The organism is Paenibacillus sp. CCS19 (genome assembly GCF_033239625.1).
GTDB lineage: Bacteria > Bacillota > Bacilli > Paenibacillales > Paenibacillaceae > Paenibacillus_T.
The window spans coordinates 98,485-118,804 of sequence record NZ_BTCK01000010.1 but is presented as its reverse complement, the minus strand read 5'-3'; the positions used below and the strand labels follow the sequence as shown (position 1 = coordinate 118,804).

The 20,320-nt window shown below is 51.3% G+C and carries 19 protein-coding genes; 17 read left to right on the top strand and 2 right to left on the bottom strand.

Annotation, left to right across the window (positions count from 1 at the left end; all coding sequences use genetic code 11):
* Positions 1-217: 217 nt before the first annotated feature.
* Positions 218-403 (bottom strand): YjzC family protein, encoded by a 186-nt coding sequence (locus SBI19_RS09960; RefSeq protein WP_317967548.1) that lies wholly within the window; start codon positions 401-403, stop codon positions 218-220.
* 227 nt (positions 404-630) lie between these two features.
* On the opposite strand from SBI19_RS09960, the gene rpsF reads away from it, so the two are divergent.
* From rpsF to rpsR, 3 genes are read left to right on the top strand one after another with little or no spacing between them, the layout of a single operon-like run.
* Positions 631-918 (top strand): 30S ribosomal protein S6, encoded by a 288-nt coding sequence (gene rpsF / locus SBI19_RS09955; protein ID WP_317967546.1) that lies wholly within the window; start codon positions 631-633, stop codon positions 916-918.
* A gap of 39 nt (positions 919-957) precedes the next feature.
* Positions 958-1,521 (top strand): single-stranded DNA-binding protein, encoded by a 564-nt coding sequence (gene ssb / locus SBI19_RS09950; protein ID WP_317967544.1) that lies wholly within the window; start codon positions 958-960, stop codon positions 1,519-1,521.
* A gap of 20 nt (positions 1,522-1,541) precedes the next feature.
* Positions 1,542-1,820, top strand: coding sequence for a 30S ribosomal protein S18 (gene rpsR, locus SBI19_RS09945; protein ID WP_127572033.1), 279 nt, complete (start codon positions 1,542-1,544; stop codon positions 1,818-1,820).
* A gap of 62 nt (positions 1,821-1,882) precedes the next feature.
* Here rpsR and SBI19_RS09940 read toward each other — a convergent pair whose 3' ends face one another.
* A complete protein-coding gene (locus tag SBI19_RS09940; RefSeq protein WP_317967606.1) occupies positions 1,883-2,236 on the bottom strand; it encodes a DUF4870 domain-containing protein in 354 nt (117 codons plus the stop codon).
* A gap of 126 nt (positions 2,237-2,362) precedes the next feature.
* On the opposite strand from SBI19_RS09940, the gene SBI19_RS09935 reads away from it, so the two are divergent.
* From SBI19_RS09935 to SBI19_RS09870, 14 genes are all read left to right on the top strand, one after another.
* Positions 2,363-2,785, top strand: coding sequence for a CBS domain-containing protein (locus tag SBI19_RS09935; RefSeq protein WP_317967604.1), 423 nt, complete (start codon positions 2,363-2,365; stop codon positions 2,783-2,785).
* An 86-nt stretch (positions 2,786-2,871) separates the two neighbouring features.
* Positions 2,872-4,908, top strand: coding sequence for an amidohydrolase family protein (locus SBI19_RS09930; protein WP_317967539.1), 2,037 nt, complete (start codon positions 2,872-2,874; stop codon positions 4,906-4,908).
* Between the two features lie 399 nt (positions 4,909-5,307).
* The gene (locus tag SBI19_RS09925; RefSeq protein ID WP_317967537.1) at positions 5,308-6,969 is read left to right on the top strand and encodes a peptide ABC transporter substrate-binding protein; all 1,662 of its coding nucleotides are present in this window, start codon (positions 5,308-5,310) and stop codon (positions 6,967-6,969) included.
* Positions 6,970-7,090: 121 nt separating this feature from the next.
* Positions 7,091-8,023 (top strand): ABC transporter permease, encoded by a 933-nt coding sequence (locus SBI19_RS09920; RefSeq protein ID WP_317967535.1) that lies wholly within the window; start codon positions 7,091-7,093, stop codon positions 8,021-8,023.
* 3 nt (positions 8,024-8,026) lie between these two features.
* On the top strand, positions 8,027-8,983 hold the full coding sequence (locus SBI19_RS09915; protein WP_317967533.1) for an ABC transporter permease: 957 nt from the start codon (positions 8,027-8,029) through the stop codon (positions 8,981-8,983).
* 77 nt (positions 8,984-9,060) lie between these two features.
* Complete coding sequence (locus SBI19_RS09910) at positions 9,061-10,059, top strand: ABC transporter ATP-binding protein (RefSeq protein ID WP_317967531.1); 999 nt, start codon at positions 9,061-9,063, stop codon at positions 10,057-10,059.
* On the top strand, positions 10,056-11,057 hold the full coding sequence (locus SBI19_RS09905) for an ABC transporter ATP-binding protein (protein ID WP_317967529.1): 1,002 nt from the start codon (positions 10,056-10,058) through the stop codon (positions 11,055-11,057). The genes SBI19_RS09910 and SBI19_RS09905 overlap by 4 nt, the downstream gene beginning before the upstream one ends.
* 557 nt (positions 11,058-11,614) lie before the next feature.
* Positions 11,615-11,926: a MazG-like family protein gene (locus SBI19_RS09900; RefSeq protein ID WP_317967527.1), complete on the top strand. Its 312-nt coding sequence runs from the start codon at positions 11,615-11,617 to the stop codon at positions 11,924-11,926.
* Positions 11,927-11,931: 5 nt separating this feature from the next.
* On the top strand, positions 11,932-12,831 hold the full coding sequence (locus SBI19_RS09895) for a DUF2232 domain-containing protein (RefSeq protein WP_317967525.1): 900 nt from the start codon (positions 11,932-11,934) through the stop codon (positions 12,829-12,831).
* A gap of 18 nt (positions 12,832-12,849) precedes the next feature.
* The gene (locus tag SBI19_RS09890) at positions 12,850-14,811 is read left to right on the top strand and encodes a DHH family phosphoesterase (RefSeq protein WP_317967523.1); all 1,962 of its coding nucleotides are present in this window, start codon (positions 12,850-12,852) and stop codon (positions 14,809-14,811) included.
* Positions 14,808-15,254: a 50S ribosomal protein L9 gene (gene rplI / locus SBI19_RS09885; RefSeq protein WP_191204621.1), complete on the top strand. Its 447-nt coding sequence runs from the start codon at positions 14,808-14,810 to the stop codon at positions 15,252-15,254. Before SBI19_RS09890 ends, rplI begins: the two co-directional genes overlap by 4 nt.
* A 228-nt stretch (positions 15,255-15,482) precedes the next feature.
* Positions 15,483-16,847 (top strand): replicative DNA helicase, encoded by a 1,365-nt coding sequence (dnaB, locus tag SBI19_RS09880; protein WP_317967520.1) that lies wholly within the window; start codon positions 15,483-15,485, stop codon positions 16,845-16,847.
* A gap of 392 nt (positions 16,848-17,239) precedes the next feature.
* A complete protein-coding gene (locus SBI19_RS09875; protein WP_317967518.1) occupies positions 17,240-18,526 on the top strand; it encodes an adenylosuccinate synthase in 1,287 nt (428 codons plus the stop codon).
* A gap of 998 nt (positions 18,527-19,524) precedes the next feature.
* Positions 19,525-20,280 carry a hypothetical protein gene (locus tag SBI19_RS09870; RefSeq protein ID WP_317967516.1) on the top strand — a complete coding sequence of 252 codons (756 nt, stop codon included), beginning with the start codon at positions 19,525-19,527 and terminating at the stop codon, positions 20,278-20,280.
* The last annotated feature ends 40 nt before the right edge of the window (positions 20,281-20,320 follow it).

Here is a 20,320-nt window from a genome sequence, read left to right as displayed (position 1 = left end):
TATTCATCCGATACCCTTATCGGGGCAATCTTCGAAACTTTACGATGGTGTTACAGACGGTGTCTTTAGCACAACCCCTCGCTTCTGTTCAATAAGTGTCATATTTCTACGGATTCCATTTCACAATCGTGTTCAACGGAATTGCACCTCTCATTTCGCCGTCGATAGTATGATGCGCTGAGCGGTGGTTGTTTATGCATCGAATATTAAGTCATTATTAATGCTTCGGCATCCGTTTCCACTTGCGCTCATGGTTGCTTGTCTCAGGGAAACGTTGCCCCTTGTGCAGCTTAACGATCTGCGGGTTGTTGATACCCATATGGAACGAGTTAACGCCATCTTCAATATAAGTGCCGTCGTTAGGTGCCTTGTCGCCAGGCGAGAATAATGTCCATTCACCCATCGATCTCGATCCCTCCATCATGTATGTTGCTTACGAAACACAGCATCTGTACTGTGCTTCCGTTGTAGTGTGCGTAGGGCAGGGGGATTACAAACAGGTAGAATCAGGCGGTGTTTCCGTGCTTGCCACCGCTAGGCCGATTTGGTATAGTAATATGGTATGCGAGTTAGCGCTCGCTCCTTGCTCCCGTTTACGGGGGCCGCAAAGTCCATGAGGAGGTGAATCAAATGCGCAAATATGAAGTAATGTACATCCTTCGTTCTGATGTGGAACAAGAATCTGTTCAAGCTATCGTTGACAAATTCAATGGCGTCATCACGAACGGCGGCGGTGAAGTTGCTAAAACTGACCTCATCGGTAAACGTCGTCTTGCGTATGAGATCAACAAGCAACGTGACGGAATCTTTGTTCTCGTACACTTCTCCGCTCCGGTAGAAGTAATTACAGAACTCGATCGTGTCATGAAGATTGCGGACGAAGTCGTTCGTGTTCTTATCGTTAAAGATGTTGCTTAATGATGTACGCAGGGATCGATCGATTGGGAGGTTATCGCGATGTTGAACCGTGTGATTCTGATTGGCAGATTGACGCGCGATCCTGAATTGCGCTATACGCCTGCAGGTGTCGCAGTAACGCAGTTTACGCTGGCGGTCGACCGGCCATTTACAAGTGGCGGGGGCGAACGTGAAGCTGATTTCATACCTGTCGTAACGTGGAGGCAGCTTGCCGAAACGTGTGCGAACTATCTTCGCAAGGGGCGTCTTGCAGCGGTCGAAGGCCGTATTCAAGTACGCAACTACGAGAACAACGAAGGCAAACGCGTCTATGTGACGGAAGTTATTGCCGATAACGTTCGTTTCTTGGAATCCGGTAACCGTGAGAACGGTGGCGGTGGTCGTGAAGAAAGCGGCGGCGGCGGATCGTATGGCGGAGGCAATAGCGGTGGCGGCGGCTACGGCGGTGGAGGCAATAGTGGCGGTTATGGCGGCGGTGGCAACACCGGCGGCGGATCGTATGGCGGAGGCCGCTCTGGCGGCGGAAACCAACGGAATGACAAGGATCCATTCTCGGATGACGGAAGACCGATCGATATTTCGGAAGATGATTTGCCATTTTAATTGAAAGGATGGGTTCGAACATGAGCTTCAAGCCACGCGAAGAAGGACAAGATCGTCCAGAACGTAAGTTCGGCGGACGTAAAGGCCGTAACAAGCGCCGTAAAGTGTGCTATTTCACGGTTAACAAAATCAAGCATATTGATTACAAAGACACCGATCTGCTCCGTAAATTCATCAGCGAGCGCGGCAAAATTTTGCCACGCCGTGTGACGGGTACGAGTGCGAAGTATCAGCGTCTTCTGACGGTTGCGATCAAACGCGCACGTCAAATCGCTCTTCTGCCGTACACGACGGAATAGTTCGATTACAAGAGGCAGCCGGCCAACCAGCCGGCTGCTTTTTTTGTGTCCGTGATAGATGACTAATACTTATACGCTTGCTGTTCCGCGAAATCACCGATAATGGGAAGCTTGAACCATTTGCCTTGAAGGGCGAGCAGCATTAGGGCAAGCCATAGGATGAAGGAGAGCGGCACTAGCAGGGCAGCGGCAAACCATCCGATTAACGGAATCATACCCAGAATGAGATGGATGACAATAAGCGTAGCAGAGACGATAATCGATTGCATGGCATGAAACTTAACGAACCGGCTCTGCTTCTCGAAGACGAGGAACAAGAAGCCGGTTACAAAGCTGCCGAAATAGCAAAGCATCGCGGCAACTTTGGCATCCATACCGGTCGAGGAACGGTCGGGCCCGAGCGACGGAGGCATCATCATTCATCCCTTCCTTTCTCTCAATAGGGGGAAACAAGGTTATGATCTATATATGATTGCTGGACCTTTATTATGTTTATATAGTAGGTGAAGCAGCATCAAATGGAAACGGAGGGCATACCGGGCATGAACATTGCGTTCTTTTTGCTGCCCAAGCAGCAGGTTATGCACATCCCGCAAAGTGCTACGTTAAGACAGACGCTGGAACGAATGGAGCATCATCGCTATACAGCAGTTCCTATTCTCGATCAGGACGGCAAGTACGTCGGAACGGTGACGGAAGGCGATCTGCTATGGCATATGAAAAATAACGATTTATCATTCGATCAAACCCATAAAATTAAGCTTTCCGACGTGCCCCTTCGCATGAGCAATCATCCGGTTCACGTTAATGCGAATATTCGGGATCTCATCTCGCTCGTGAAAGTGCAGAACTTCGTTCCGGTCATTGACGATCTGGAGCGGTTTATTGGCATTGTTAGACGAAGCGACGTAATCGATTATTGTGAAAAGAATATGTGGGCTGGCGAACCTTCGCGCCTTCTGTAACGGATTTGCACTCTTGCGACAAGAATAGTACGATAGTGTAAGAATTTGTAACAAACGCTATCTTGTTGCATTGGAGGGAAATTACGATGGAAGCGCAAGACAACAACCGCCGTCGAAATCGCAAGCGTCTGTTAGGTATTGCGAATTTGGCGGCGGTTTGTATTATAATTGGCGGCCTCATTGTATGGGGCAGCATGCACAATGAAATAAACGACGGCGTGAAGAATGTGACTTCCGCAAGCGGAGGAAAAGCACAGAGCGCTGGTAAAGAAGATGGGCGCTCTAATAAGGAGGGTTCGGGCAAACAAACAGCCGCTGCTGCACCTACAGGGGAACAGCAGGCGGAAGCGTTAGTGACGAATGAAGATTTGAAGATGACCTACGACATCGTTCTCAAAGGAGGACGTGTCATCAATCCCGAGACGAAGCTCGATGCGATTATGAATGTCGGGATTGTTGGCGATAAGATCGGTGTGGTGACGGCCAAGGCGCTGTCAGGCAAACGAACGATCGATGCGGCAGGGCTTGTCGTTGCGCCGGGTTTTATCGATAACTTGTCCTATGACCCGAATCCATTGGGCGTATGGAATAAGATTGCCGATGGTGTAACAAGCAACATCGCGATGCATGGCGGCACAGCGAGTCCTGATAAGTGGTATGCGTATTATGGCCGTAATGAGACGCCAGTCCATTATGGGGCAAGCTTCTTCTACTCGCAGGCGCGCAATCAATATAAGCTTGGGCGATACGACAGCGCATCTAAGGAGCAAGTGGCGCAGCTAAGAGCGCAGGCGGAGAAGGCATTGAATGACGGTGCGCTCGGTATCTCGTTCAGCCTCGAATACGTGCCAGGGGTCCAGGCATCGGAGATTGTGCCGCTGATGGAATTGGCGCATGAATACAATGTGCCGGTATATTTTCATGCTCGTTACTCCGATATGGAAGAGCCAGGGACGAATATTGATGCGTTGAACGAACTGATAGGCTATGCCCGTCAGACAGGAGCGGCGGTACATATTGATCACATCAACAGCACGGGCGGCACATTCTCGATGAAGCAGTCGCTTGCCCTCGTCGAGAAAGCGCGAGCTGAAGGACTGGATATTACAGCGTGTATCTACCCTTATGATTATTGGGGCACCTATTTGAACTCGGCAAGGTTCGATGAAGGCTGGCAGAGCCGATTCCATATTACGTACAAAGATCTGCAGCTGGCAGGCTCAACGGAGAGGCTGACAGAAGAGTCGTTCGCGCAGTATCAGAGGGAAGGCAAGCTTGCAGTCGCCTATGCGATTCCGCCTGAAGACATCGTTGAATCCATCAAGCCGAGTTATGTAATGATTGGAAGCGACGCGATTCTAGAGCCGGGATTGAACAACCATCCTCGTGCATCGGGCACCTTCGCGCGGACGATTGGGTTATATGCTCGTGAGCGAGGCGTCATTACATTGATGGAAGCAGTCGAGAAAACAAGTCTTCTCCCCGCGCAGCGTCTGGAGAAGGAAGCACCGATGCTTAAGTATAAAGGCAGAATCGCCAAAGGAATGGATGCCGACCTAGTCGTGTTCGATTATAAGACGATCATCGATCAGTCGACGGTTGAGCATCCGGAGTTGTACTCCTCCGGTATTCGATATGTGTTGATCGGCGGTCAGACAGCGCTAGATGATGGCAAGCTGAACCGCAGAGTCCATGTCGGACAGCCTGTTAGGAGTGTGTTCACCCGTGTGGACGGCACAACAAGCGGACAGCTTGATTGGAATAAGAAAGAGTATCCACTACTTTCTTACGATGGACAGCAGTATGTCGATCTATATGCTGCAGCAGAACAAGGTTATAAGATCACCTGGGATAAGATAAAACACACCTTTGACATTAGTGAAAAGGCAGAAGAGCAACAAGCAATTACAGCTGCAGCTGATTCTATAAAACTGGCGAAACAAATGCCCGCGGCTAAGACTTTGATGCTGGAGCGGGGTTATCTAGCAGTGAAGAACGAAGCGAAAGTGCAGCTGTTATCCATTGGGGAGCGGGTATTCGCGCCAGTCGAACCGCTAATGAAAATGCTAAATGTGAGTGTCGCAAATAATGGCATTACTTGGACGGCCACTGACCCGTCCTGACCATAAGCAAGGCTATAAAAACCGATAATCGCGAACAGGCAGGAAACAAGTACCTGTATGCGATTATCGGTTTTTTTGGCTGAACAAGGCTCGTCCGACATATCCTATAGCCATCAAGGTAACAGGGTGTTCAAATGGATTGAAATGTAAATATTTATACATTGATTTGTGATTATTCATAATTGTATAGTGAGAAATGCAGGCTAAATTCGAGGAGTGTAGGCGAATTAATTAGCAATAATTTACTGTAAATATTATATAAATAAATATAACTGAATATTTATCGGAATTATTGTCTATTTATTCAGCAGATGTTGTTCCGTCTCCTTGAAGTACTTGCATCAACGCAACTCCGCAACATCATGCAGTACACTACAGACCATTGGAGGATGTGTGACAATGAAGTTCAAGTTAGGGCTATCATCGCTCGCTGCAGTAATGGCGGTCGTCCTGCTCATCAGCGGATGTACGCCGAAGGATGAGAACAAAGGTACGGAGACTGGGGAGTCTGGTGCTGCTACAAGCAAAGTGTTCCGCATGAACATCTCGACCGAACCACCAACGCTTGACCCGGCACAATCGCAAGACCAAGTATCGTTCACGGTATTGAACGGCCTGTACGAGGGTCTGACTCGTAAAGATGAGAATGGTCAGAACGTACCAGGCATCGCAGAGAAATGGGACATCAGCGAAGATGGCAAAACGTACACGTTCCACCTCCGCACTGATGCAAAATGGAGCAACGGGGATCCGGTAACAGCAGGCGACTTCGAATTCGCGTGGAAACGCGTGCTTGATCCGCAGCTGAAACCCGAGCCAGCATCGTATGCTTACCAACTGTACTACCTCAAGAACGCTGAATCGTACAACACGGGCAAAGGCGCAACGGCTGATGAAGTAGGCGTAAAAGCGACAGATGAGCATACGCTCGTCGTTACGCTCAACTCGCCGACGCCGTACTTCCTGAGCCTGATGTCGTTCCAAACGTTCTTCCCGGTTCACCAATCGGTGAAAGACAATGAAGCATGGGCAGCTAGCGCATCGACGATTATTTCGAACGGTCCGTTCAAAATGGGCGACTGGCAGAAAAACACGTCGATTAAAATCGTACCTAACGAGAACTACTACGCGAAAGATCAAGTGAAGCTTGCTGGCGTAGAATTCTACGAAGTTGCAGACTCTGCAACGGAGCTGAGCATGTATCAAACGGATCAGCTCGACTGGGCAGGCAAACCGACAGGTGAAATCCCAGCCGACCAGCTGGCATCGTTGAAATCGAGCAATCCAGACGAGTTCAACCAAAAAGGTATCGCAAGCATGTACTACTATCTGTTCAACACGACGGAGAAGCCATTCAACAACGAGAAAATCCGTAAGGCTTTCTCGATGGCGATTACGCGTCAAGACATCACAGATAAAGTAACGCGCGCAGGCGAAATTCCAGCGTACGGCGTCGTGCCTCCGGGCATTGCAGGCGAGAAGGAAGAATTCCGTAAGGAAGTATCGGACAAGTACTTCGAAGAGAACTTCGACGAAGCGAAGAAACTGCTTGCTGAAGGCATGGCAGAAGAGGGTATGACGAAACTGCCAGCAATCAAGCTGACGTTCAATACGAATGACAACCATAAGAAGATTGCTCAAGCAATTGCTGATATGTGGCGTAAAAATCTTGGCGTAGAAGTTTCGATCGAGAACCAAGAGTGGGGCGTGTTCCTCGAGAACCGCAACAAGCTGAACTATCAAGTTGCACGTGCAGGTTGGGGCGCTGACTACAATGACCCAATGACGTACATTGACCTGTTCACATCGAAGAGCGGCAATAACAACACAGGCTTCGCAAGCAAAGAGTACGACGATCTTGTAGCGAAAGCATATGCGTCGACAGACCAAAAAGAGCGCATGAGCCTCATGGCTCAAGCTGAGAAGATGCTGATCGACACGCGTGCGATTCTGCCGATCTACTACTACAGCGACGTGTTCCTGGAGAAGAAAGGTTTCAAAGGAATTTTTATCGACTATAAAGGCGATATCGATTACACGCGCGGATACTACGAAGGCTAAGAGGGACGATCACTGATCGGACCATTGATTAGGTCATGTTCAACAGAGCGGGATATGTGCGAGTACTGAGCATATATCCCGCGGCTGTTTGAACGACCATTTTTGGGGAGGCATTGCCCACATGATACGTTACTTGCTGAAGAAGCTGCTCTATATGGTCGTATCTTTATTCGTCCTTGCTTCGGCAACCTTTTTCTTAATGAAAATCATCCCTGGTAATCCATTCATGTCGGAGAAAGAAATTCCGAAGGCGATTCGGGCCATGCTCGAAGCGAAGTATGGATTGGATAAGCCGCTATGGTCGCAATATCTCACGTATATCAACAACCTCATCCATCTTGATCTCGGGATGTCGATGAAGCAGCAGTACACTACTGTCTCTAGCATTATTGGAACCGGTTTCTTGTATTCCCTGCAGCTTGGCATTTTCGCCATCATTCTGTCGGTTACAGCCGGTATCGTGCTTGGTATTATTGCAGCATTGAATCATCGTAAGTTTCTTGATACGTTCACCATTTTCCTTGCCGTATTAGGTGTATCGATTCCGAACTTCGTCGTCGCATCCGGATTGCAGTATTTCTTAGGTGTAAAGCTGCGCTGGTTCGATGTTGCGGGATTGAACGATATCACCGACTATGTAATGCCGACTATCGCGCTGGCGGTGCTCCCGGCTGCATTCATCGCGCGCCTTACGCGTTCGAGCATGCTGGAAGTGCTGACGGCTGACTATATCAAGACCGCTCGTGCGAAAGGGATGTCCGGACGCATCATTCTGTACCGGCATGCGCTTCGCAATGCTATTCTTCCTGTTGTTACCTACATCGGACCGATGACGGCCAACATTATTACGGGTTCCGTTATCGTAGAGCAGATATTTGGTATCGGCGGCCTAGGCAAGTTCTTCGTTAACAGCATTACGAACCGTGACTATACGCTTATTATGGGTCTTACGTTGTTCTACGCTGTCATTCTGATGCTTGCACGTTTCGCTACGGATATTGCTTATGCATTCATTGATCCACGCATTAAGCTGAACAGCAGGAAGGAGGGGTAAGCGATGGCAACGATCGAGACAAAGCAAGGACAAGCCGTTGATGCGCAAGGGCTGACGAAGGCTGATTTTCAGAAGCTGGACCAGTCGGAGAAGAAAGGCGAGCTCGTTGTCCGGGAAAGCATTTCGGCTTGGAAGGACGCATGGCTGCGTCTGCGCTCTAACAAATATGCGATGGCGAGCCTCATCATCCTGCTGATCATCGTATTCATGGCAATCATCGGTCAATCGATCAGCGGTCATGACTATCAGTCGAACGATCTGATGGCAACGAACGAGAAGCCATCTTCGAACCACTGGTTCGGTACCGACGACCTCGGTCGCGATATGTTCGCTAGAACGTGGATGGGTGCAGGCATCTCGCTTCAGGTCGGTTTATATGCAGCACTCGTGGACCTTATTATTGGTGTCATTATTGGCGGTATTATGGGTTACTTCGGCGGCAAGGTCGATGAGATTCTAAACCGTATTTGCGATATTCTTTACTCCATTCCGAACATGCTCATCGTCATCCTGCTCATTGTCGTGCTGGAACCGAGTATGGTTACCATCGTAGTCGCACTTAGTATAACGGGCTGGATCAGCATGGCTTGGATCGTTCGGGGACAGATTATGCAGCTCAAGAATCAGGAGTATGTGCTCGCTTCCCGCTCGCTTGGCGCGAGCGCTGGACGGATCTTGTTCCGGCATCTGATTCCGAACGCGATTGGTCCGATTATCGTTACGCTGACGATGACGGTCCCGAATGCAATCTTCGCGGAAGCATTCCTAAGCTTCCTCGGTCTTGGCGTTCAATCGCCTGCCGCATCGCTCGGCACGATGATCAATGATGCATTGAAAGCCATGACGATCTATCCTTGGCGGATGCTGTTCCCGGCTGTTCTGATCAGCTTGACGATGCTTTGCTTTAATATCTTCGGCGACGGTCTGCGCGACGCGCTTGATCCGAAGATGAAGAAATAAATCGCTGCAAAAGGCAGCTCAAATACAAAGTAGCTCGTGGAGAAACACAAATAAATAACTTTTAGGAGGTGGCAGCCATGGAACGAATATTAGAGGTTAAGGATCTGCGCGTGAACTTCAAAGTTCGCGGCGGAACCGTACAGGCGGTTCGCGGCGTTAACTTCCACGTCAACAAGGGAGAGACGGTCGCAATCGTCGGCGAGTCTGGCTGCGGCAAAAGCGTAACGGCTCAGTCACTCATGCGTCTAGTTCCTTCCCCTCCGGCTGTAACGACAGGTTCCATTACGTTCAAGGGTGAAGAGATTCTGACGAAGTCGCTCCGGCAGATGGAGAGTGTCCGCGGTAAAGAGATGGGCATGATCTTCCAGGATCCGATGACTTCCCTTAACCCAACGCTTACGATCGGCAAACAGATTGCGGAAGGTCTCGTTAAGCACCAAGGCCTGAGCGCGGCAGCAGCGAAGCAGCGTGCGGTCGAGATGCTCAAGCTGGTCGGCATTCCGAATCCGGAATCGCGGGTCAACCAATATCCGCATGAGTTCTCGGGCGGTATGCGTCAACGCGGGATGATCGCAATTGCGCTGGCGTGCAATCCATCGCTCTTGATCGCCGATGAACCGACGACGGCTCTGGACGTGACTGTACAAGCGCAGATCATGAACGTGATGAAGGATCTGCAGGTGAAGTTCGGTACATCGATCATTCTTATTACCCATGACCTTGGCGTTGTTGCTGACGTAGCGGATCGTGTCATCGTTATGTATGCAGGCAAGGTAGTGGAGTCGGGTAAAACCCGTGATATATTCAAAAATCCGAAGCATCCGTACACACGCGGATTGCTTGAGTCGGTACCTCGGCTTGACCAGAAGAAGGACGAGCCGCTTATTCCGATCTACGGCACACCGCCGGATCTGATCAAGCCGCCAGCAGGCTGCGCATTCGCTGCACGATGCAAAGAAGCAATGCGCGTCTGTCTGCCCAACGATCCGGCACTCGTATCGGTAGAGGGTGAAGATCATCGGGCCGCATGCTGGCTCAATCACCCGCTCGCCGGTGAAGGAGGGGAAAGCGCATGAACAGCAGCGCTCCAGCACCATTCGTGAAAACATCGAACAGCGATGCGCTGATCGAAATTCACGATCTGAATAAGCATTTCAATCTCGGCGGGGGACAAATTCTGAAAGCCGTCAGCGATGTGAATTTGAAAATCGGCCGCGGCGAAACGCTTGGCGTCGTCGGCGAATCCGGCTGCGGCAAGTCGACGATGGGACGGACCGTCATGCGTCTATACGAGCCGACTTCCGGTAACGTTATGTTCGACGGCAAATCGCTGTATGATCTGAAGGGTTCGCAAATGAAAGCAGTCCGCCGCGATATGCAGATGATTTTCCAAGATCCGTACGCATCGCTTAACCCGCGGATGACGATTACCGATGTCATCGGGGAAGCGCTCGATATTCATAAACTTGCCGGCAGCCGTGCCGAGCGGAAGAAGAAGGTTGAGTCGCTGCTTGATGTTGTCGGTCTCAACCCGGATCACGCGACGCGTTATCCGCATGAGTTCTCCGGCGGTCAGCGCCAGCGGATCGGTATCGCCCGCGCGCTCGCGGTGCAGCCGAAGTTCATCATCGCCGATGAGCCGATCTCCGCACTGGACGTATCGATCCAAGCGCAAGTCGTGAACTTGATGCAGGACCTTCAGCGGAAGATGGGACTGACGTACTTGTTCATCGCGCATGACCTGTCGATGGTTAAGCATATCAGTGACCGAGTTGCGGTCATGTATCTTGGCCGAGTAGTGGAATTGGCGGAAAGCAGCGAGCTGTACGCGAACCCAGCGCATCCATACACGCAGGCGCTGTTGTCGGCTATTCCGATTCCTGACCCTGATATCGAGGCGGAGCGGGAGCGTGTGGAGCTTAAAGGCGAGCTGCCGAGCCCGATCAATCCGCCAAGCGGCTGCCCGTTCCGTACGCGCTGTCCGCTCGCAACCGAGAAGTGCGCCAAGGATACGCCGGCGCTCGCTGAAGTGAAGAAAGGCCATTTTGCGGCCTGCCATTATGCATCGGTATAATAACCAGCCGATACGGCTTAATATGGCCTGCCTTTAGGCGGCATAACGAAAACACCTTCAAGGATTGCATGTCCATGTCTGATGAAATGGAGATGACCTTGCAGGTGTTTTTATTTTGGACAATAGCAGGTATTGAAGAGGATTCGTCACTTCCATAGGGCAACGCTGCTATTGCCGCTCACTTACCTTCTAATGTGGGGAAAAAAAGTTTCAGGCACTGCCAATCATCATATTCATGTCTAAGTTGCTCGAATATGTACAGATGATGGTCGACATAGGAAAATAAGCAGGTTTGTTTTCGTCGAATGAAGCACAGTCATGACTGTTACTGGCTGAAGCGCCTAGCGGTGCGCCCCATGTGTACGATTTCGGATTTATGCTATAATGAGCTGTAAAGCTTTAGTGAATGCACACCCTGGAGTCTGACGCTTTGATCAAATCCAAGGAAGTATAAGTTTCACTCTATACTTGGACTTGGATTTCTCCCGAATGAAACAAACTGTGCCATTCAAATGGGCGACAGCCGTTTCACCTTGGAAAGTGGAGGAGGTTTCGGTATGCGAGGTACTGAACGCGAAATGGATGTGGCGAAGCGCGCACAAACAATCGACTGGCTGAAGACGGAGATCGTCGATCAGGTGGCTCGGCTGTTTCGGTCGTTGTGGGAGGGAAGTACGGTCAGGCTGACGGACAGTCTGGCGAGTCTGATCTCCAGCTGCTATGTTCTTGGACGGCGCTTAGGAATCTCCTACAAGGAACTCGATGACGCCGTGCTCGCTAAGCTTCGCAGGCTCTCACAGGAAGGCCATACGCTGGAAGACGATTATGGCGATTTATCGCGACTGGAAGATCATATTCGCAAGAGGTGAACGGGTTGAACACCGGCAAACATTCGCTGATCTGGAGCGCAGTACTTCTTCTGCTTATGCTCTCGATGGCTGTGCCCCTACTTAACGTTATTTCCATTCTGTTAATGATGGTTCCTTACGTGGTGCTGTACGCATCACTGTCACGCCGGTCTTTCGTGGTTCATATCGCGATCGTATGGGCCGTATCGTCCTTGCTGCTTGGCTGGGTCGCCCCGCTGCTCGGACTTTTCTTCATCGTACCGTCGGTCATTATGGGGCACTTGATCGTGAAACATTCTCCGCCGGGAAGAGTACTGGTATCCGGTATACTGTCGCTGCTCGGCATTATGCTGCTTGAGCTGCTCTTATTCAATCTAATCTTCGATCTGTCCCTGATCGGCGAGATGGGCAATGAGATACGGGAAATGACGAACACGCTGCACAATGATGGGTTGCTGCCAGCCGAGTGGTCGGCGGACCTGACGGATTCGCTCGTGAAGATGGTTACGCAATCGATTCCGGTTGTCATTATTACGGTATCGTTCCTCTATGCGGCCGTAACGCAATATATTAGCCACGTTGTGCTCAATCGATTAGATATGCGTGTGCCGTCCATGCCGAAGGCGCATGATTGGAAGCTGCCGCGCATCATGGTGTTTTACTATTTGGTCGCTCTAGTGCTTAGCATGATCATTGAGTCGGATGACTCGTTTCTGTCGGTTGCATTGCTGAATCTGGTGCCGCTGCTCAAGCTGGCATTCACGATTCAAACGATTGGCTTCTTCTACTTTATTGCGAAGCAGCGCAGCTGGTCGAAAGCCGTACCGTTCGTAATAGCGGTTGTCGTGTTCATGCTGCCGCCGCTCAGTCTTATTGGTCTGCTGGATACAGCTTTCCCGATTCGGAAGGCGTTCGAGAAACGATGACACAGGAGCGGAGAAGAAATGCCTAAGTTTCTAGTCAAGCGATGGCACGGCATGCACCAGCTATGGGCGTTCGTGCTGCTGCTGCTCCTGTCGGCCGCACTCACCTTCTTCAACTGGGTGATCGGATTGGCAGGACTGATCTTAACGATTGCGGTAGGCATCTACGCCGTCTATGCGGAGCGGGCATTCCGGCGCGACCTGAAATCCTACCTTGGGACGTTGTCCTATCGGGTGAAGAAAGCAGGCAGCGAGGTTATTAGCGAGCTGCCATTTGGTATTATCATTTATGATGATGAGCGTATCGTGGAATGGAACAACGCTTATGCGGCGCGCATTTTTGACCAGGATTCGGTCGTGGGCATGCCGCTCGGGGAATTGTTCCCTTCGAAGAAGGAGAGCAAGAACAGCGAAGGCATCTATGAAGTGACACTTGGCAATCGGGTGTTCGAGCTTAACTTCAAGAGCAAGGAACGAATGGTCTATATCCACGATATTACGCTTATGTGGCAGCTGGCCCGCAAGCATGATGACGAGAAGCTCGCGCTTGGCGTGGTGCTGATGGATAACCTTGATGAAGTGACGCAGGGGATGGACGATCAACAGCGGACGACGCTGTTATCGAAGGTCACAACGGAAATTACCGACTGGGCGCAAAAGTATCACACTTATTTGAAGCGTCTCAGCTCGGACCGTTTCCTCATTATTACCGATCAGAAGACACTGAAGCAGCTGGAGCAAAGCCGCTTCGAGCTGCTTGACGAGGCGCGTGAGATTACGGCAGAGAACAAAATTCCGGTCACGCTCAGCATCGGCTTCGCTGCCGGCGCTGAATCGGTGACGGAGCTTGGTCAGTGGATGCAGACGAGCCTTGATATTGCGCTTGGACGAGGCGGAGACCAGGCGGCTGTGAAGGTTGGCGAACGGCAGTCATTCTACGGCGGCAAGTCCAATGCGGTAGAGAAGCGTACGCGGGTACGCGCCCGCGTCGTCGCGCATGCGCTGCGGGATATGATTCGAGAGAGTAACAATGTCGTCATTATGGGCCATCGCATGCCGGACATGGACGCTCTTGGCGCAGCCATCGGCGTGCTGAAGGCGGCCCAGCTGTTCAATAAGGAAGCCTACATTGTGCTTGAGGGTATCAACCCGGCGATTCAGAGAATGATGGAGATGCTGAAGGAGGACGAGCGCATCATCAAGCGAATCGTCTCGCCGGAGCAGGCGCTTCATCTTGTTGAATCGAAGACGCTGGCAGTCGTTGTGGATACGCATAAAGCATCCATGGTGAAAGAGCCGCGCCTGCTGCAGCAGACCGATCGAATCGTCGTTATCGACCACCATCGCCGGAGCGAGGAGTTTATCTCCAAGTCCGTGCTCGTCTATATGGAGCCTTATGCTTCATCAGCATGTGAGCTCGTAACGGAGCTTCTGCAATACATTCATGAGCGGATATCGCTAGATGTACGTGAAGCAACAGCGCTGCTTGCAGGCATTACGGTTGATACCAAGAGCTTCTCGCTTCGGACAGGTGCCCGCACATTCGAGGCTGCATCGTTCCTGCGTCGCAACGGCGCCGATTCGATGCTCATTCAGCGAATGCTGAAGGAAGATCTTGAGGAGTACATTCTGAAGGCGGATATCATCAAGCATGCAGAGGTACTGTATGACCATATCGCGATTGCGGTGACGGAGCCGGGTCGCAAATATTCGCAGCTTCACATTGCGCAGTCAGCCGACACGCTGCTTAATATGACCGGTATCTACGCTTCGTTCGTCATCAGCGAACGGCCGGATGGTCTGATCGGCGTCAGTGCCCGCTCGCTCGGTGCGATGAACGTACAGGTCGTTATGGAGCGGCTTGGCGGCGGCGGCCACTTGACGAATGCGGCTGCGCAGCTGGAATGCGGCGTGCGGGAAGCATCGGCTCGGCTGCGCAGAATTCTAGAAGAGATCGAAAAGGAAGAGGGGTTATTCGAATGAAGGTTATCTTTCTGCAAGATGTAAAGGGACAAGGCAAGAAGGGCGAGGTTAAAGAAATCTCCGAAGGTTATGCACGCAACTTCCTGCTGCCTAAGGGTCTCGTAAAGGAAGCTTCGGCGGGCAACATTAATACGTTGAAAGCACAGCAGAACTCCGAGCAGAAACGCAAGGATAAAGAGAAGGAAGATGCGCAGGCACTTGGCGTTCGCCTTGCAGAGCTGACGGTTGTCATTAAGGCAAAAGCCGGCGAAGGCGGCCGACTGTTCGGTGCGATTACAAGCAAGCAAATTGCCGAGGCGCTTGAAGCACAGACAGGTGTACGGCTTGATAAACGTAAGATCGAGCTAGCGGATCCGATTCGTACGCTAGGCGTAACCCAGATTCCTGTGAAGCTTCACACGGAAGTGAAGACGACGCTGAAGGTGCAAGCAGCCGAAGAATAACGCTGAATGAAACCTGCCTTATGCAGGCTGTAATAGAAGGACAATCCGCTCGCGGAGTCAGGTGCATGAATGATTAGCGCCGGCCGCGGGCGGCTGTTCGTTTAAAGGGGACTAGAGAACACCATAGACAAGAGCGGAGTGGCTTTGAGCTCCGCTCAAAGACCCTGATGTAGCAGCGGAGTGGCTTTGAGCTCCGCTCAAAGACCCTGATGTAAGGAGTGATATCCCATGAGCATGAACCCGGATCAATTGGCATTTGACCGTATACCGCCGCAAAATCTGGAGGCGGAGCAGGCCATTCTCGGCGCCGTCCTGCTGCAGGGCGAAGCGCTGATTACGGCAATGGAGCGGGTGAAGAGCGACGACTTCTACAGCGCAGCGCATCAGCGCATATTCGAAGCGATGGTCGAGCTGGGCGAAAGCGGTCAGCCGATCGACCTTGTTACGCTGACCGCCTATCTGCAAGACCGTCAGATGCTCGAAGAGGCAGGCGGCATTACGTATCTCGCGAAACTGGCGAATGCTGTTCCAACCGCGGCCAACGTAGAGTACTACGCACAGATCGTCGAAGAGAAATCGATGCTCCGCCGCCTCATTCGTACAGCAACGAACATCGTATCGAGCGGTTATGCGGCAGAGGATGATGTCGGCTCACTGCTGGGCGAAGCCGAGCAGAAAATTCTTGAAATCTCAAACCGTCGTTCTAGCAGCGGCTTTATCTCGATCCGGGATGTGCTCATGGAGGTATTCGAACGGGTCGAGATGCTCTACTCGAATAAGGGCGGTTCATCCGGTATTCCGTCGGGCTTCTCGGACCTCGATAAGATGACTTCAGGCTTTCAACGAAGCGACTTGATCATCGTAGCTGCTCGTCCTTCCGTAGGTAAGACGGCATTCGCGCTTAATATCGCACAGAACGTCGGCGTGCGGGCTAAGGAAACCGTGGCCATCTTCAGTCTCGAGATGAGCGCGGCGCAGCTCTGCCAGCGTATGATTTGCGCCGAGTCGAACGTAGACGCAGGCCGTATGCGGACAGGTTTCCTTGAGGGCGACGATTGGGAAAAGCTGACGATGGCGATCGGCTCGCTGTCGGAGGCGGAGATCTATATCGATGACACGCCAGGTATTACAGTAGCGGACATTCGTGCAAAATGCCGGAGGCTGAAGAAGGAACGCGGACTCGGCATGATTCTGATCGATTACTTGCAGCTCATTCAAGGCCGCGGCAAAGCAGGCGAGAACCGGCAGCAGGAAGTATCCGAAATCTCGCGTACGCTGAAGCAGATCGCCCGTGAGCTCGAAGTGCCGGTTATTGCACTGTCTCAGCTGTCGCGGGGCGTAGAGCAGCGGCAGGACAAGCGTCCGATGATGTCTGACCTTCGGGAATCGGGATCGATCGAGCAGGATGCCGATATCGTTGCGTTCTTATACCGTGACGATTACTACGATAAGGAATCCGAGAAGAAGAACATTATCGAGATCATTATCGCGAAGCAGCGGAATGGTCCGGTCGGTACGGTTGAACTGGCTTTCTTGAAGCAGTTCAATAAGTTCGTCGGTCTTGACCGAACGCATCAAGAACCGGCCTCATAACGACGCCATAGTTACAGTTATATAGGAATTGAAATTGAAACAAGCGGCCCGATGCATGCGATGCATCGGGCTTTTTTTGATTAATAGGCTGTATCCCGCTCATAAAATCAACATCGCCCGCAAATAATAATCCAGAATGCAATTCACTGGACGAAGAGTTGTATTATTTCCGAACATTCGCATAGGCCGCTGTATAATTGTTCGCGTTTTAATTGACTTTGAGCGGTGCGGCTGATACACTAGTCATGCTGCCTTCAGTTCGATTGCGGCCTTGGTTCTGCCTGTCCACATGACTGAAAGCTTACAGGTCGCGGACGAAGGACGAGCTGGGCGTCTGATCGGAGTTGGCAATCAATTTTCGGTGCAAGTCAGCATCGGGCGGGGGTATGATCATGTCTACGGTTGTTGTTGTCGGAACGCAGTGGGGAGACGAAGGGAAAGGCAAGATTACCGATTATTTGGCGGAAGGTGCCGACGTCGTCGCTCGTTACCAAGGCGGTAATAATGCGGGTCATACGATTCTGATCGGTAATAAAAAGTATAAATTGACGATGGTTCCTTCGGGCATCTTCAATGAGAATAAAATTTGTGTCATCGGCAACGGTATGGTAATCAATCCATCGGCTCTTATCGATGAAATTAACTATATTCATGAGAATGGTTTCAAAACGGATAACTTGAAAATTAGCGACCGCGCGCACGTTATTATGCCTTATCACCTCGTGCTTGACGGTCTTGAAGAAGAGCGCAAAGGCGATAACAAAATCGGTACGACGCGCAAAGGTATCGGCCCTGCGTATATGGACAAAGCAGCACGCAACGGTATTCGTATCGCTGATCTGATGGATGCAGAGGAGTTCACGCAGAAAGTGACTCGTCTCATCGCCGAGAAGAACCAAGTGATCCAGCAGGTGTACGGCGGCGAGCCGCTTGACGCTGCATCGATCATCGCAGAATATCTTGTTCACGCAGAGACGCTGCGTCCATACGTAACGGATACTTCCGTTGTACTGAACGACGCAATCGATTCGAACCAGAAAGTACTGTTCGAAGGCGCGCAAGGCGTTATGCTCGACATCGACCAAGGTACGTACCCGTATGTAACTTCGTCGAACCCATCGGCTGGCGGCGTGTGCATCGGCTCCGGCGTAGGTCCATCGAAGATCCAACAAGTTATCGGCGTAGCCAAAGCTTACACGACTCGCGTTGGCGACGGTCCGTTCCCTACGGAACAAGACAATGAAACAGGCGCATGGATCCGCGACCGCGGCCATGAGTACGGTACGGTTACAGGCCGTCCACGCCGTGTCGGCTGGTTCGATACGGTAGTTGTTCGCCACGCTCGCCGCGTGAGCGGTATTACGGGCCTGTCGCTCAACTCGCTGGACGTATTGTCCGGTCTTGAGACGGTTAAGATCTGCGTCGCTTACAAATGCCGCGGCGAAATCATTCACCACTACCCAGCATCCCTGAAACTGATCTCGGAATGCGAAGCGGTGTATGAAGAACTGCCAGGCTGGAGCGAAGATATCTCGAACGCGAAGACGCTCGAGGATCTGCCAGAGAACACGCGCCGCTACGTAGAGCGCGTATCCGAGCTGACGGGCATTCCGATCGCGATCTTCTCGGTCGGCCGTAACCGCGAGCAAACGAACATCGTAACGCCAATCTACAAGTAATTCGTAATTATAAAGAGGAAGGCAATCGAAGCGAAAGCTTTGGTTGCCTTTTTTGTTTGCTCGGGGTTTGTGAAAATATTATGGAAACTAAGACGGGTAAAAGCACACCTGTTGTTTGGTGTTGTATCTATGTCCATAAATAGATGCGGCAAAACGCCACTTAATCCGTTACTAGGCACGAATAGCTGCACTCCGGCTAATAGTAAGTGGTGAAAAGCTCCACTTAATCCTGATTTAGAGCAGTCAATATGGAAATAGGTGTGGTATACCAACGCTTATTTCTTAGTAAGCTCGAGAAAATAGGCTAACTTAAGCAGTACATATTGGCACTCGATCTAAGCATGCCATAGCTTGCCCGCCCTTCTTTCCGAGGCTCCATAGGAGGACCAAGGAGAGAAAATACACTCGAACAAAAGCTGTACCCCACAGGGGCACGCGACTCCCACCACGCAGTAACATATCCGCGTCTCTCTACTTCCCACGTTCCTCGAAGCGGAGGACGTGGGTGAAAAAACAAGCTCGAACAAGAGTTGTGCCCCCAAGGGGCACGCGACTCCTACCACGCAGTAACATATCCGCGTCTCTCTACTTCCCACGTTCCTCGGAGCGGAGGACGTGGGTGAAAAACAAGCTCGAACAAGAGTTGAGCCCCACAGGGGCACGCGACTCTCAGCACGCAGTAACTTAACCGCGCCTCTCTACCCCTTACGTTCCTCATACCGGGGTCCCGGGGTTGGAAACCCCGGGGGTCCTCCCTAGCAGGGAGGATTTAGGTGGGTAGAAAATTTGGTTTAAGCCGTTAAGAAAAATAAAGCAGTTAGATTCTCAAAATAAGGGGTCCCAGGGGACAACGTCCCATGGGGTCCTCCTTAGCAGGAGGATTTAGGCGGTGCAAGTTTACCTTCCTCTCTAGCTGACCATACTGGTTGTAGACAAGCCTAAGAGATAGAGAGTGTCGTCCGTAGGAGCGGTCACAAGAGGATACGGAGGGAATAAGCATGTGGAAAATGTTCGGCTGGGTCGGACGCGCGATAGCTGTCGGTCTGATCGCCAGCTTTTTGTCTATATGGACAACCGGCTATATCGTCAATAGTTACGTAGAGTCGCTGCTGAAGCAGTATAATATGCCGCTGGATGTGCAGCCGTTCGCGCTGTCAGGCGTGTGGGGCAAGCTGTGGGGAGCCGATCCGGTGACGGCCGATAACGCAGGAGTTGCCGATAAGGGCAGTTCTTCGAATGGCGATGATAGCAGCGAAAATGGCACGAACAGCACGAATGGCGTCGGCAACGGTACGGGTTCTTCGACAAATGACGGCAGTACCGGTACGAACGGGACTGGAGATGGAGCGGGTGAAGGGGCGAATGGGACATCAACCGGAGATGATAGTGCCACAGGGAGCAATTCGACAGAGGGGATTGGTGACGATCCAGTTGCTATAGACGCGTTCGGCCAGGATAAAGAAGGCGCAATAACAGGCAGCGGCGGCGGTACAGGACCAAAGACGGAAGCGGGCGGTACAGCGGTTACGACAGAAGAAATGACCGAAGCGAAAAACCAGCTTACTGACGCGGATAAAGACCAATTGTTCGAGTTGCTGGCAACGAAATTGCCGCAGGAAGCGTGGCAAACCATATCCACTTATACGGAGAACGGCTTGACGGATCAAGAGCTGACGAATATCCAGCAAATTGTCGCTCAGTATCTAACGGAGGAACAATATAAGCAGTTTATGGACATTCTGAAAAAATATTAATCCTTTTGTCGAACCGAATTATTTGCTTCCAACTTTTTTA

Excerpts from the sequence above, each read along its gene's own strand:
- SBI19_RS09960 (WP_317967548.1), bottom strand. The coding sequence starts at position 403 with ATGGGTGAATGGACATTATTCTCGCCTGGCGACAAGGCACCTAACGAC.
- rpsF (WP_317967546.1), top strand. The coding sequence starts at position 631 with ATGCGCAAATATGAAGTAATGTACATCCTTCGTTCTGATGTGGAACAA.
- ssb (WP_317967544.1), top strand. The coding sequence starts at position 958 with ATGTTGAACCGTGTGATTCTGATTGGCAGATTGACGCGCGATCCTGAA.
- rpsR (WP_127572033.1), top strand. The coding sequence starts at position 1,542 with ATGAGCTTCAAGCCACGCGAAGAAGGACAAGATCGTCCAGAACGTAAG.
- SBI19_RS09940 (WP_317967606.1), bottom strand. The coding sequence starts at position 2,236 with ATGATGCCTCCGTCGCTCGGGCCCGACCGTTCCTCGACCGGTATGGAT.
- SBI19_RS09935 (WP_317967604.1), top strand. The coding sequence starts at position 2,363 with ATGAACATTGCGTTCTTTTTGCTGCCCAAGCAGCAGGTTATGCACATC.
- SBI19_RS09930 (WP_317967539.1), top strand. The coding sequence starts at position 2,872 with ATGGAAGCGCAAGACAACAACCGCCGTCGAAATCGCAAGCGTCTGTTA.
- SBI19_RS09925 (WP_317967537.1), top strand. The coding sequence starts at position 5,308 with ATGAAGTTCAAGTTAGGGCTATCATCGCTCGCTGCAGTAATGGCGGTC.
- SBI19_RS09920 (WP_317967535.1), top strand. The coding sequence starts at position 7,091 with ATGATACGTTACTTGCTGAAGAAGCTGCTCTATATGGTCGTATCTTTA.
- SBI19_RS09915 (WP_317967533.1), top strand. The coding sequence starts at position 8,027 with ATGGCAACGATCGAGACAAAGCAAGGACAAGCCGTTGATGCGCAAGGG.
- SBI19_RS09910 (WP_317967531.1), top strand. The coding sequence starts at position 9,061 with ATGGAACGAATATTAGAGGTTAAGGATCTGCGCGTGAACTTCAAAGTT.
- SBI19_RS09905 (WP_317967529.1), top strand. The coding sequence starts at position 10,056 with ATGAACAGCAGCGCTCCAGCACCATTCGTGAAAACATCGAACAGCGAT.
- SBI19_RS09900 (WP_317967527.1), top strand. The coding sequence starts at position 11,615 with ATGCGAGGTACTGAACGCGAAATGGATGTGGCGAAGCGCGCACAAACA.
- SBI19_RS09890 (WP_317967523.1), top strand. The coding sequence starts at position 12,850 with ATGCCTAAGTTTCTAGTCAAGCGATGGCACGGCATGCACCAGCTATGG.
- rplI (WP_191204621.1), top strand. The coding sequence starts at position 14,808 with ATGAAGGTTATCTTTCTGCAAGATGTAAAGGGACAAGGCAAGAAGGGC.
- dnaB (WP_317967520.1), top strand. The coding sequence starts at position 15,483 with ATGAGCATGAACCCGGATCAATTGGCATTTGACCGTATACCGCCGCAA.
- SBI19_RS09875 (WP_317967518.1), top strand. The coding sequence starts at position 17,240 with ATGTCTACGGTTGTTGTTGTCGGAACGCAGTGGGGAGACGAAGGGAAA.
- SBI19_RS09870 (WP_317967516.1), top strand. The coding sequence starts at position 19,525 with ATGTGGAAAATGTTCGGCTGGGTCGGACGCGCGATAGCTGTCGGTCTG.